9 protein-coding genes are annotated in these 12,234 nt (G+C 69.5%); 7 read left to right on the forward strand and 2 right to left on the reverse strand.

The annotated features are described in order from the left end of the window. Positions 1 to 25: 25 nt before the first annotated feature. Entirely contained in the window at positions 26 to 2,590 is a 2,565-nt protein-coding gene (gene ligD / locus PI246_RS15940; protein ID WP_320552304.1) for a DNA ligase D, read from the reverse strand. Between the two features lie 123 nt (positions 2,591 to 2,713). On the opposite strand from ligD, the gene PI246_RS15945 reads away from it, so the two are divergent. The 7 genes from PI246_RS15945 (at position 2,714) to PI246_RS15975 (ending at position 11,301) form a co-directional block, all read left to right on the forward strand. After that, entirely contained in the window at positions 2,714 to 4,378 is a 1,665-nt protein-coding gene (locus PI246_RS15945) for a copper resistance system multicopper oxidase (RefSeq protein ID WP_320552305.1), read from the forward strand. Then, entirely contained in the window at positions 4,375 to 5,202 is an 828-nt protein-coding gene (locus tag PI246_RS15950; protein ID WP_320552306.1) for a copper resistance protein B, read from the forward strand. The genes PI246_RS15945 and PI246_RS15950 overlap by 4 nt, the downstream gene beginning before the upstream one ends. A gap of 73 nt (positions 5,203 to 5,275) precedes the next feature. Beyond that, positions 5,276 to 6,730, forward strand: a complete 1,455-nt coding sequence (locus PI246_RS15955; protein ID WP_320552307.1) for an alpha-L-fucosidase — start codon at positions 5,276 to 5,278, stop codon at positions 6,728 to 6,730. Positions 6,731 to 6,811: 81 nt separating this feature from the next. Then, positions 6,812 to 7,078, forward strand: a complete 267-nt coding sequence (locus PI246_RS15960) for a DksA/TraR family C4-type zinc finger protein (protein WP_320552308.1) — start codon at positions 6,812 to 6,814, stop codon at positions 7,076 to 7,078. A 34-nt stretch (positions 7,079 to 7,112) separates the two neighbouring features. After that, positions 7,113 to 7,718, forward strand: coding sequence for a histidine phosphatase family protein (locus PI246_RS15965; protein ID WP_320552309.1), 606 nt, complete (start codon positions 7,113 to 7,115; stop codon positions 7,716 to 7,718). Between the two features lie 111 nt (positions 7,719 to 7,829). After that, positions 7,830 to 9,620 (forward strand): GGDEF domain-containing protein, encoded by a 1,791-nt coding sequence (locus PI246_RS15970; RefSeq protein WP_320552310.1) that lies wholly within the window; start codon positions 7,830 to 7,832, stop codon positions 9,618 to 9,620. A gap of 106 nt (positions 9,621 to 9,726) precedes the next feature. Then, on the forward strand, positions 9,727 to 11,301 hold the full coding sequence (locus tag PI246_RS15975; protein WP_320552311.1) for a methyl-accepting chemotaxis protein: 1,575 nt from the start codon (positions 9,727 to 9,729) through the stop codon (positions 11,299 to 11,301). A 3-nt stretch (positions 11,302 to 11,304) separates the two neighbouring features. On the opposite strand, the gene PI246_RS15980 is transcribed toward PI246_RS15975, so the two are convergent. Then, complete coding sequence (locus PI246_RS15980) at positions 11,305 to 12,207, reverse strand: LysR substrate-binding domain-containing protein (RefSeq protein ID WP_320552312.1); 903 nt, start codon at positions 12,205 to 12,207, stop codon at positions 11,305 to 11,307. Positions 12,208 to 12,234 lie beyond the last annotated feature (27 nt).

The raw sequence follows: 12,234 nt of genomic DNA on the forward strand, positions 1-12,234 counted from the left end.
TCGACGATGGTGGCGAACCCCGAGTCTACTTGGTCCGCGCGCCACGACGGCGCGGCGTCGCGTCGCCATCGCCCGCCAGTCGCCGCGCTACCGTATCGAGGTCCTGGCGCACCGCGTCGATGCCCTCCCACGGGTCGCGTTTCTGCCGGGCCAGGCGGCGCGGCACGCTGCGGATGTCGAACGCCGCGGCCGAGGCCAGCCGGCCCAGTTCGTCCCAGCGCAACGGCACGGCCACCGGCGCGCCGGGGCGGGCGCGCAGCGAGTACGAGGCCACCGCAGTCGCGCCGCGGCCGTTGCGCAGGTAGTCGATGTAGATGCGCCCTTGACGCACGCGCTTGGTCGCCGTCGCCACGAACTCCAGCGGATGCATCGCCGCCAGGCTTTCCGCCACGCCGCGGGCGAAGCGCTTCACGGTGGCCCAGTCGGCGCCGGGATTCAGGGGCACCACCACGTGCAGGCCCTTGCCGCCCGTGGTGCGCACGAAGGTTTGCAGGCCCAGTCGGCCCAGCACGTCACGCACAAGGCGCGCCGCCGCCACCACGCGCGCCCATGCCACGTCATCGCCAGGATCGAGGTCGAACACCACGCGATCCGCGACGTCGGGCGTCGCGACGTGCGATCCCCAGGGATGGAACTCGACGGCCCCGAACTGGACCAGTTCGATGAGGCCGTCCGCATCGCGGGGATAGAGGTACACCGCCTGCGCGCCCGAGTCTTCCTTGAGCTTGGCCGTGCCCACGCGTTCGAGCCCCGGCATCACGTGCTTCTGAAAAAAACCGTGTTTCGCGATGCCGTCGGGAAAACGGATGATCGACGTGGGACGGTCGGCGATGGGGGGCAGCAGCCACGGCATCACGGCGCGGTAGTAATCCACCACGTCCTGTTTGCGGATGCCGTCGTCGGGATACACGAGCCGATCCGGATGGGTGATGACCGGATCGCCGCCCTTCGGGGCCGCCTTGCGCACGCCGCGCCTCGACCCGCGATCGCTATCGCGCAGGTCGTCGGGCGACTTGTCCGGGCGCAGCGTCTTGAGGCTGGGCTGGCGCAGCAGGTGCTTGTTGCCGATGCCCCGGTAGTAGACCTCGGCCACCACCGTGGGCGTCACCCACAGCGCACCGCGCAGCATGGGATCGATGTCGTCGAGCGGCACGGGCGGCGTCTTCGCACCGCCTTTGGCCAGTGAGCGGCCCAGCGCGCGAAGCATCTCGTCGGTGAATCCGGTACCCACGCGTCCCACGTAGATCCACCCGCCGCCGGGCTTGGGCCGGGCGAGCAGCAGCGAACCGAACGCCACGCGCGCGCCCTTGGCCGGCGTGTAGCCGACCACCGCGAACTCGTCGCTTTCCAGCCGCTTGATCTTCCACCAGTCGTCGCCGCGTCCGCTGTGGTAGCCGCCCCGCGCACGCTTGGACACGATGCCTTCGAGCTTCTGCGCCATGGCCATCGCGAACACCGCGTCGCCGTCGCCGACGTTGTGCGAGCTCACGCGAAGGCGCTCGGGTGCGTACGCAAGCAGGCGTTCGAGCAGCGCCTTGCGGTCGACGAGGGCGCAGCGGCTCAGGTCGTAGCCTTCGAGGTAGGGCAGGTCGAACAGCATATAGACCAGCGGTGCCTGCGCCTCGCCGGAGAGCGTCTTCTGCAATGCGTTGAAGTCGCTGCGACCCTGTGCATCGAGCGCGATGAGTTCACCGTCCAGGCGGGCACTGTCGAGGCCAAGGGTCTCCACCGCCTGCACGATGTCGGGCGCGCGATCGTTCCATGGCAGCGCGTTGCGCGACCAGAGCGTCACCTCGCCGTCGACGATGCCCGCGAGGATGCGGTAGCCGTCCCATTTGACCTCGTGCAGCCACTCGTCGCCCTGGGGCGGCGCCTCGTGGAGCCTGGCCAGCTGGGGTGCGAAAAAGTTACGGGGCGGCCCCGCCTTCGTGGCGCCCTTCGTGGCGACCACGGCCTTGCGCAGCGTCGCCAGCGATACCTTGCGCGCTTTGGGCGGGGTTTTCCTTCGCGCGGTAGCGCGCTTGGCGAGGGCACGCGTGGCCTGTGTCTTCGCCGCGCGGCGCGTGCTCTGGCGCATCGTCGCGTCAAGGAGGTCATCCGCTTCCACGTCGCCTGCATACGCGTCGTCGGCCTTGATGAGAAACCAGGCGGGCTGGCGCTCCTTGCGGCCGCTTCGCACCAGGTGCCAGCGGCCCTTCAGGCGCTCGCCGTAGAGATCGAAGGTGAGGTGGCCCTTGCGAAGCTGGGCCTGCGCATCGCCGGCCGTTGCCCAGATACCCCGATCGAACGTATCGACATGCCCCTTGCCGTAGCCTTCCTCGATATCGCCCTCGAAATCGGCATAGGCCACCGGGTGGTCTTCCACTTCCACCGCGAGTCGCTTCACCGCGGGATCGTAGCTGGGACCCTTCGGCACCGCCCAGCTGCGGAGCGTGTCGCCCACCTGCAGGCGAAAGTCGAAGTGGCGTCGCGAGGCATGGTGCAACTGCACCACGAAGATGGCGCGGGCGCTCTTCGGCACGGCGGCATCGGGGGCCGGTTCGCGCGTCTTGGCGAAATCCCGCTTGCGGCGGTAGGGCTCCAGGCTCATGCGCCGAGGATGTGACGGCCACGGTGAATGACCCGTGCAAGCCGCGCGGAGCCGTGTCCAGAGTTGTATGCGCGCGTGGCGCGTGATTAACCTCGCGTTTCGCCACCGCCGGTCATCCCTCGCATGCGCGATTCGCTCCTTCATCCGTCCCGCCGCCGCTTCGTCCAGGGTGTCGGTGTCGCCGGTATCGGCCTGGGCCTGGGCGTCGTGCGCCCGGCCTTCGCGACGGCATCGATGGAGCGGCCGGCCGATCAGGGCAAAGACGCGGTACTGGAGCTGCGCGAGGCCAGCGTCGATTTCACCGGACGCATGCGGCGCGCCGTGACCGCGAACGGCGGGGTGCCGGGGCCCACGCTGCGCTGGCGCGAAGGCGACGACGTGGTGCTGCGCGTGACCAACCATCTTGACGTGACCTCCTCGATCCACTGGCACGGCCTTGTCGTGCCGGCCACGCAGGACGGCGTGCCTGGCCTCAGCTTCGACGGCATTCCCGCGCGCGGCGCCTTCACCTACCGCTTTCCCGTGCGCCAGTCGGGCACGTACTGGTACCACGCGCACAGTCGCTTCCAGGAGCAGAGCGGGCTATACGGCGCCATCGTGATCGAACCCCGCGACGGCGAACGGGAGCGCTGCGACCGCGACTACGTGCTGTTGCTCAGCGACTGGACCGACGAGGATCCGGCGCGCGTGTACGCGAAGCTCCGGTCGCGTCCGGACGTCTATAACTACGGGCAGCCGACCGTCGGCGACCTGCTGCGCGACGCACGCGACCACGGCCTCGGCGAAGCGCTCGCGATGCGGCGCATGTGGAACCGCATGCGGATGAATCCCACCGATCTTGCCGACGTGTCGGGCGCGACCTACACCTATCTCGTGAACGGAAGCACGCCCGCCGGCAACTGGACGGGCCTGTTCCGGCCGGGCGAACGCGTGCGGCTGCGGCTGGTGAACGGGTCGTCCAATACCCTCTTCGACCTGCGCATTCCCGGCCTGCGCCTGCGCGTGATCGCGGCGGACGGCCAGCCCGTCGAACCGGTGGAGGTCGACGAACTCCGCCTCTCCGCTGCCGAAACCTACGACGTGATCGTCACACCGATCGACGATCGCGCCTATACGGTGTTCGCCCAGTCGATCGACCGCTCCGGCTATGCCCGCGCCACCCTCGCGCCACGAGCCGGGATGAGCGCACCGGTGCCGGCGCTGGATGCGCGGCCACGGCTGGGCATGCGCGACATGATGGGTTCGATGAGCGGCGGCGGCGAGATGGTGATGGCCCACCACGCACGCACCGAGTACGGCCCCAGCGTGGATATGCGCGTGGACATGCCGCGCACCAATCTTGACGATCCGGGCGTGGGGCTGCGCGATCGGTCGCACCGGGTGCTCACCTATGCCGACCTGCGCACGCCGGGCGGGGCGGTCGACGCACGGGAACCGGGCCGCACGATCGAGCTGCACCTCACCGGCAACATGGAGCGTTTCGCGTGGTCGTTCGACGGCGTGCCGTATGCCGCGGCGCGGCCGATCCATTTCCGCCAGGGCGAGCGCCTGCGCCTGCGCCTGGTCAACGACACGATGATGAATCACCCGATCCACCTCCACGGTATGTGGAGCGACCTCGAATCGCCGGACGGATCGTTCCAGGTGCGCAAGCACACGGTGAACGTGCAGCCCGCGCAGCAGGTGAGCTACGCCGTCACCGCCGACAACCCGGGCCGCTGGGCGTTCCATTGCCACATGCTCTTCCACATGGAGGCGGGCATGTTCCGCGAAGTGGTGGTGTCATGAGGGCCCTGTGCGTCGTGCTGTTGGCGTGGGTGGCGTGGCCTGCGATGGCGCAGGAGATGGACCACGCGATGCACGGCATGGCGATGGGCCCGATGCAGGGAGGCCAGGCGCCTGCCGACGCCCGCGACGGCGACGTCTCCGACGGCGTCGCGCCGTCGTCCATGCACGACATGGCCATGATGGACATGGACGACACCGCGCCGGTCGGCAACCTGCTGATCGACCGGCTCGAGTCGTTCGCGGGGCAGGGCAGCCACGGCCAATCGTGGGAAGCCGACGGTTGGTACGGCAACGCCACCGACAAGCTCGGATTCCGCAGCGAAGGCGAGCGCGACGGTGGCCGGCCGCGCGACGGCGACGCGGAACTGTTCTGGCGCCATGCCATCGCGCCGTTCTGGGATGCGCAGGTGGGCGCGCGCAGCGATCTCGGCGACGGCCCGTCGCGGCACTGGGCCGCATTCGGCGTGCAAGGCCTGGCGCCCTACTGGTTTGAGCTCGAAGCGACCGGCTATGTCGGCGACGGTGGGCGCAGCGCGGCGCGCCTGCGGGCGGACTACGAGCTGTTGTTCACGCAGCGCCTGATCCTGCAGCCCGAACTGGAGGTCAACGCCTACGGCAAGGCCGACCCGCGCCGGCGCCTGGGGCGCGGCATCGCCCGCATCGACGCGGGGTTGCGCCTGCGCTACGAGATCACCCGACGCATCGCGCCTTACGTGGGCGTGGCGTGGGAGCATTTGGGTGGCGGCACGGCCGTGATGGCGCGCGACGACGGCCGCCGCATCACGGATCGCCGCTGGGTAGCGGGCGTCCGTGTGTGGTTCTGACAGCAGGATTGTTCATTGACATATCGCGTGTTCATCGGTGAAGGTCAATCCACGACATCGTGGGGATAGCACCTTGAACCGACGGGAGTTCGCGAAGACGCTAGCCATGGCGAGTACGGCGCTGGGCCTGTGGCCCGCGAAACAGGCCTTCGCCCGGCCGCCGACGACGGCGAAGGGCGTCGTGGTCGACCCGGCACGGCTGCGCGACCTGCAGCAGGCGTTTCTCGACCTGCGTTTCGGCATGTTCATCCACTTGAACATGGCGACGTTCGAAGAGCGCGAATGGGGCGACCCGCGGCTCTCGCCATCGCTGTTCGACCCCGCGCACCTGGACACCGACCAGTGGGCGCGCGCCGCGGCCTCCGCGCACATGGGTTACGCGTGCCTCACCACCAAGCATCACGACGGCTTCTGCCTGTGGCCGACGAAGACCGGTAGCGCCAACGTCATGCAGTCGGCGTATCCGCACGACGTGGTGCGCCGCTACGTGGATTCGTTCCGCGCGGCGGGGCTGAAGGTGTGCCTGTATTTCTCCATCCTCGACCTGCGCCAGGACATCCGCGCGCGTGTCGTCACGCCGGCAAAGATCGCGCTCATCACCGCGCAGATCCGCGAACTGCTGACGAACTACGGGCCGATCACCGCGCTCATCCTCGACGGCTGGAACGCATCGTGGTCGCGCATCACGTATGACCAGCTGCCGTACCGCGAGATCTACGACCTGGTGAAGTCGTTGCAGCCGGATTGCCTGCTCACCGACCACAACGCCGGCCGGTATCCCGGTCCGGCGCTCTACTACACCGACATCAAGCAGTACGAACAGCACGCGGGCCAGACGATCCCTCCCGACAGCCCGGTGCCGTCGCAATCGGGCACCACGTTGCAGCGCGACTGGTTCTGGAAGACATCCTATCCCGATTCGGTGCTGGCGTCGGCGAAGACCATCGTCGACGACTGGCTGGTGCCGTTCAACGCCAACCATTGCAACCTCATCCTCAACGTGGCGCCGAACCGCGACGGGCGCTTCGACGACAACGCGGTCGAACGGCTCGCCGAGATCGGATCGTTGTGGAAAAACACCGGTCCCGCCCCGCGCATCGCACCGAGCGTCACCGTCACGACGCCCAACCTCGCGGCGGGGCAGCCCGCCTGGGCGAGCGCGAGCGATGAGGCGGTGGGGCCCGACCTCGCGTTCGACGACGACTTCCGCACGTGGTGGCTCGCGGACAAGGGCGTCACGTCGGCGTGGATCGAAGTGCGTTTCGCCCGTGCCGTGGCGTTCAACACCGTATCGATCGTCGAGCCGCGCGGCGCCGACGACTACGGTGCGGACAGTCGGATCACGTCCTACGCGGTCGAGGTGGAGCGCGGCGGACGCTGGGTCGCGATCGCCTCCGGCGGCACGCCGCCGCGCGCCTTCACGTTCCTCGAGATCGCACGCGTCGAGGCCGCCCGGGTGCGCCTGACCCTCACCGGGCGGCAGCCCGGCATCACCGAACTGGGTCTCTACGACGAGCCCCGCGGCTGACGGGCGTCATGCACCAACCTTGGCGTTTTCGCCACGCACCCCCATCTAGGGTCGTCAGGCAGCGACCTCGGGAGGTGCCCCATGGCGACCGGATGGGCGGGTGATACCGCCGTACAGGACCAGATCGACGCGACCGTGGACGATGCGGTCAAGCGCGCGCGTAGCCGCATGGCCAAGGGCCCCAGTCTCGAGCGGTGCGAAGAGTGCGAGCGGCCCATCCCCGAGGCCCGCCGGAAGGCCGTGCCCGGCGTGCGCCTGTGCGTGAGCTGCCAGGAAGCCGCCGACCGGGAGGATGCCTCGTTCGCCGGCTACAACCGCCGTGGCAGCAAGGACAGTCAACTGCGCTGAGTACAATGGGGGCCTTTACCGCATCGGACGCCCCATGCTCGAACACCTGATCCTCGCCCGCCATGGCCAGACCGAATGGAACGTGGCCGGCCGCGCGCAGGGCCGGGCGGACAGCCCGCTCACCGAGGCGGGCCTGGCCCAGGCCCGTTCCCTGGGCCGCACGCTGGCCGACCTGGGCGTCACCCACATCGTCGCCTCGCCGTTGCCGCGCGCGCTGCATACCGCCCGGATCGCGGCGGAGATCGCCGGGTGCGCGGTCAGCACCGACGATCGCCTCGTCGAGCGCTCGTTCGGCACGCTCGAGGGCCGCTTCGTGGCCGAAGCGATGGCGGACGATCCGCGCTGGATGGCCGTGCTGCGCGCCACCGATCCGTCCGTCGCGGCCGACGGGGGCGAAACGTTGCACGACGTGGCCGCGCGCATGCTGCCCGCACTCGAGGACGCCCGCGCCCTGCCGCACCGTTGTGTCGCCGTACTCACCCACGGCCAGAGCATCAGCGCCACCCTGGCCGCCCTCGGCGGCCAGGACGCGGCCCGCTACCGCCACGGCAACTGTGGCTACACGCCGCTGTCGTTGCGCGACGGGCGCCTCGTCTTCGACCGCTGGAACCTCGCCGTGGCCGACCTTGCCGACGCCTGAGCGCCGCCTGTCATCATTCGGAAATAATTGATTTCCAAGGATGTTTGCTAAAGCATCCGCGGGCACGGCCGATACCGGGGCGGTACCCCGGCCCGCCCAGACCCCGCCATCATGCCGATCAACGTCCACCGAGAGTCGCCGATCGACCAGGCCCTGGCCGGCACGTCGCTGACGGCGGTTTTCCAGCCGGTCATGCACATCGATTCGGGCCAGATCGTGGCCCATGAGGGGCTGATCCGTTCGGCGCTGCCGCCGTTCGACCTCACCCCGCCGGACCTGCTCGACCTAGCCCGTGCGCGGGGCCGGCTCGGTGCCTTCGAACTCGCCGCCGCGCGCTGCATCGCCCATCGGTTCGTCGCCCTGGGCCTGCCGGGTCGCCTGCTCGTCAACCTCAGCTCCTACGCCATCGTGCAGGAGGGCGTGCGGGCCGAGGACGTGATCGAGGCACTCTCGGTACCGGGGTTCGACATCGGCCGCGTCACCATCGAGATCACCGAACGCGACATCGTCGACAACGCCGCACGGCTCGCCCACGCCCTCGGCTACCTGCGTGCGCGGGGTGTCCGCGTGGCCCTGGACGACTTCGGCAACGGCCATTCGAACTTCGAGATGTGGAACGAGGTGCACCCGGAGATCGTCAAGATCGACCGCTACCTCATCAACGGCCTGGCGCAGAGCGCCGAGCGGCTGGCCATCGTCCGCGCCTTGTGCTCGGTCGCGGAAACGCTCGGTGCCGAGCTGGTCGGCGAAGGCGTGGAATCCGAGGCCGACCTGCGCATGCTGCGCGAACTGGGCATCCCCTATGCCCAGGGCTTTCTCATCGCGCGACCCACCGCGGAGTCGTTGCGCGAGGTGCCGCCCGACGTCGTGGCGGCGCTGTCGCCGCGTCACGTGCCGGTGCCGCCGCGGCCGCGCGGCCCGGTCTCCGCCCGTCCGTTCACCGCGGGGCACATGCTGATCGAGGCCCCCGCGGTGGGCCCGGCGCAGACCAACGACGACGTGGTGGACCTGTTCGCCGCCGAGCCGCGCCTGCACGCGGTGGCCGTGGTCGACGGCGGCGCTCCCGTGGGCATCGTCAACCGCCGCGTGTTCACCGAGCGCATGGCGCAACCCTTCGCCCGCGAACTCTTCGGGCGCAAGCCGTGCACGACCTTCATGCACACCCATCCGTTGTTGTGCGACGAAGACATGCCGTTGCAGAGCATGGCGGACATCCTGCGTGGCGAAGACCAGCGCTACCTCGCCGACGGTTTCATCATCACCTCCAAGGGCTGCTACCTCGGGCTGGGCACCGGCGAAGCGCTGGTGCGACGGGTGACCGAGATCCGCGTCGAGGCCGCGCGCTACGCCAATCCGCTGACCTTCCTGCCGGGCAACCTGCCGGTCACCGAGCACATCCAGCGCCTGCTCCAGGCACGAGGCCCCTTCGCGGCCGCGTACTTCGACCTCGACAACTTCAAGCCCTTCAACGACCAGTACGGTTACTTCCGCGGCGACGAGATGATCCGACTGCTCGCCAGCACGCTCACCGGCGACCTGCGGCACGACGACGATTTCGTCGGCCACATCGGCGGCGACGATTTCCTGGTGATGTTCCAGGGCGGCGACTGGGCCGCGCGCTGCGATGAGATGCGCCTGCGTTTCAACGCCATGGCCGGCAATCTCTTCGACGAGACCGACCGTACGCGCGGCGGCATCGAGAGTGACGATCGCCACGGGCACCGGCGGTTTTTTCCGATCACCACGGTGGCGGTGGGCGTGGCCTGTTTCATCGACGCGTTTCCCGCCGACGCCGAAAGCGTGGCCAGCCTCGCCGCCTCGGCCAAACGGGTGGCGAAGCACACCGGCACCGGCCTGCACGTGGTGCAGTATCGCGCCGAACCGTTGCCCACGGCTTCGTGACATGTTGAAGTCATTGATAATAAATTAAATTACGTGTTCACCGGGGCTAAAGACGCGTTCCGCGCGGCCGACACGCGAGGCATCCCCCACCCCTCGTGAGTGCGTCATGCGACTTCCCTGGTTTTCGCTTCCGACCCTGACCCTTCGCGCCCGCCTCCTCTACCGCCTTGGCGGCACCATCCTCCTGCTGCTCATCCTGTGGATCGTCGGCGGCGTGCAGTTGCGCACCGCCAACGATCGCCTCCAGTCCGTCGTCGGCGGCACGCTCGCGCCGGTGGCCGATGTCGGCCACATCCAGAACGACTACAACGACCTGCTCGATGCGCTCGTGCATGCCACGCTGACCCGTTTGCCTTCGTCGGTGGACGACGCGGTCACCGCGATCGGCAGCGACCGGCACGACATCGAGCGCCAGTGGAAGGCGCTCGAAGCCAGCGACCTGGGCCAGTCGCAGACGAAGCTCGTGGCGCTCGCCGCCGAGCACCGGCGCGCCGCCGACAAGGCGGTGGACGATGTGCTCGCGTTGCTCAAGGCCGAGCAGTTCGACCTTGCGCAACTGCAGCTGTCGAACGACGTGCAGTCCGCGGTGGGGCCGCTCAAGAGCGACTTCTCCAACCTCTTCGCGCTCGCCCTCGACGGCGGCAAGGCCCAAGCCGATGCGCAGCGCGCCGACATCCGGCGCGGGGGTGTGTTCTCCGCGGCGCTGCTGGCACTGGCGATCGCCGTCGCCAGCGCGATGGACCTGGCCATCATCCGTTCGCTCGGCCGTCGCCTGCGCCAGGCGGCGGACGTCGCCGCGGCCATCGCCGGCGGCAGCCTCGGTCAGCGTGTCGACGTGGGCCAGCGCGACGAGATCGGCGCCCTGCTGGCCTCGCTGGCGGACATGGATGCCCAACTCGGCAACGTGGTGACCCAGGTGCGCGACCGGGCCGATCACGTCGCGCAGGCGGCCACCGGCATCGCGCGGGGCAACGATGCACTCAACGAGCGCACGCGCACGCAGACGGTGCACCTGCGCCACACCTCGGCGTCGATGGACGACATGGCGCAGGCCGTGTCGGGCGGCCTCGATCATGCGAGCGCGGCACACGTCGCGGTGCGCGAGGCGCGCGCGATGACCGACGAAGGCCACCGCGTGGCGATGGACGCCATCGGCAACATGCGCGAGATCCAGCGCACCAGCGAACGCATGACCGACGTGCTCGACCTGGTCGACCAGGTGGCCTTCCAGACCAACCTGCTCGCGCTCAACGCGGCGGTGGAGGCGGCCCGTGCCGGCGACCACGGCCGCGGCTTCGCGGTGGTGGCCCATGAAGTGCGCGAGCTGGCGCAACGCTGCGGCGCGGCCACCCGCGACATCCGCCAGCTGATCGAGGCGGGCGATGCCGCGGTGCAGGCCGGCGTGTCGTCGGTGGATCGTGCCGGCGCGGCGCTGACCGGCATCGGCGAACGCGTGACCGCGCTCGCCGAGCGGATGGAGGCGGTGATGGAGGCCACGCGTAGCCAGAACGACGGCATCGCACGCGTGAACGGCGCGATCCAGGGCATGGACCTGACCACGCGCGAGAACGCCGACCTCGTGGCGCAGGCCGCCGCGGCGAGCCGGGCGATGCGCGAGAGCGCCGAGCGGCTCCGCCAGGACGTCGCCTACTTCGTGCTCGAGCCGGCGCGCGCGGCCTGACGGCTAGTCGTCGAAGCCGTTCTCGCCGATCGCTTCGACGAGGTAATCCACGAACGACGCGATGCGCGCGGAGATGGCCGTGTTGCGGTAATACACCGCGTGGATCGGTTGCCGGAACTCGACGTTCTGCCGGGCCAGTACCTCGACCAGCCGGCCGTCGCCGCGATCGGCGCGGCTCATGAAATCGGAGAGGGCGACGATGCCGTTGCCCTCCAGCGCGAGCTGGCGCAGGGTTTCGCCGCTCGATGCGCCGATGGTCGGCCGGATGTGCAGCCGCTGGCGCTGCGGTCCTGCCAGGGGCCAGTCGTTGAGGGAGTCCGGCTCGGTGAAACCGAGCAGGGTGTGCCGGGAGAGGTCGGCGACCGTGCGCGGCGTGCCGTGCCGCGCGAGGTACGCGGGGCTGGCGAGGCAGCGCACGCGGCTACTGCCGATGGGGCGCGCGTGCAGGGTGGAGTCCTTCAGCCGGCCGATCCGCAGCGCCACGTCGGTGCGTCGTTCGAGCAGGTCGATGTAGCCCTCGCTGTTGTGCAGTTCGAGGTCCACCTCGGGAAAGCGCTCGCGATAGCCCGCGATGAGCGGCACCACGACGTGCAGCATGAACGGCGACGCGGCGTCCACGCGCAGGCGGCCGGCGGGCCGGTGCTGCCGGGTGATCATCTGTTCTTCGGCGCGCTCCACCGCCGCGACGATCTCGCGCGCCCGTTCGAGGAAGGCCTGGCCTTCCGCGGTGAGTTCGAGCCGTCGCGTGGTACGGCGAAGCAGGGTGGTTTTCAGCTTCTGTTCGAGGCGTCCCAGCATGCGGCTGGCGGCTGAGACCGTCTGGTCGAGCTGTTGCGCGGCGCTGGTGATCGAGCCGGTGTCGACCACGGCGATGAAGTTCTGGATCTCGTCGAGGGTGATGTTCATCGGCAGCCTGGCCTACGCCGGCACGCG

Origin of the sequence: Luteibacter sahnii, from assembly GCF_034063545.1 — a bacterium.
Lineage (GTDB): Bacteria > Pseudomonadota > Gammaproteobacteria > Xanthomonadales > Rhodanobacteraceae > Luteibacter > Luteibacter sahnii.

What these genes read in the sequence shown, in the direction of transcription:
- ligD (WP_320552304.1), bottom strand. Translation starts at nt 2,590, where the DNA reads ATGAGCCTGGAGCCCTACCGCCGCAAGCGGGATTTCGCCAAGACGCGC.
- PI246_RS15945 (WP_320552305.1), top strand. Translation starts at nt 2,714, where the DNA reads ATGCGCGATTCGCTCCTTCATCCGTCCCGCCGCCGCTTCGTCCAGGGT.
- PI246_RS15950 (WP_320552306.1), top strand. Translation starts at nt 4,375, where the DNA reads ATGAGGGCCCTGTGCGTCGTGCTGTTGGCGTGGGTGGCGTGGCCTGCG.
- PI246_RS15960 (WP_320552308.1), top strand. Translation starts at nt 6,812, where the DNA reads ATGGCGACCGGATGGGCGGGTGATACCGCCGTACAGGACCAGATCGAC.
- PI246_RS15965 (WP_320552309.1), top strand. Translation starts at nt 7,113, where the DNA reads ATGCTCGAACACCTGATCCTCGCCCGCCATGGCCAGACCGAATGGAAC.
- PI246_RS15970 (WP_320552310.1), top strand. Translation starts at nt 7,830, where the DNA reads ATGCCGATCAACGTCCACCGAGAGTCGCCGATCGACCAGGCCCTGGCC.
- PI246_RS15975 (WP_320552311.1), top strand. Translation starts at nt 9,727, where the DNA reads ATGCGACTTCCCTGGTTTTCGCTTCCGACCCTGACCCTTCGCGCCCGC.
- PI246_RS15980 (WP_320552312.1), bottom strand. Translation starts at nt 12,207, where the DNA reads ATGAACATCACCCTCGACGAGATCCAGAACTTCATCGCCGTGGTCGAC.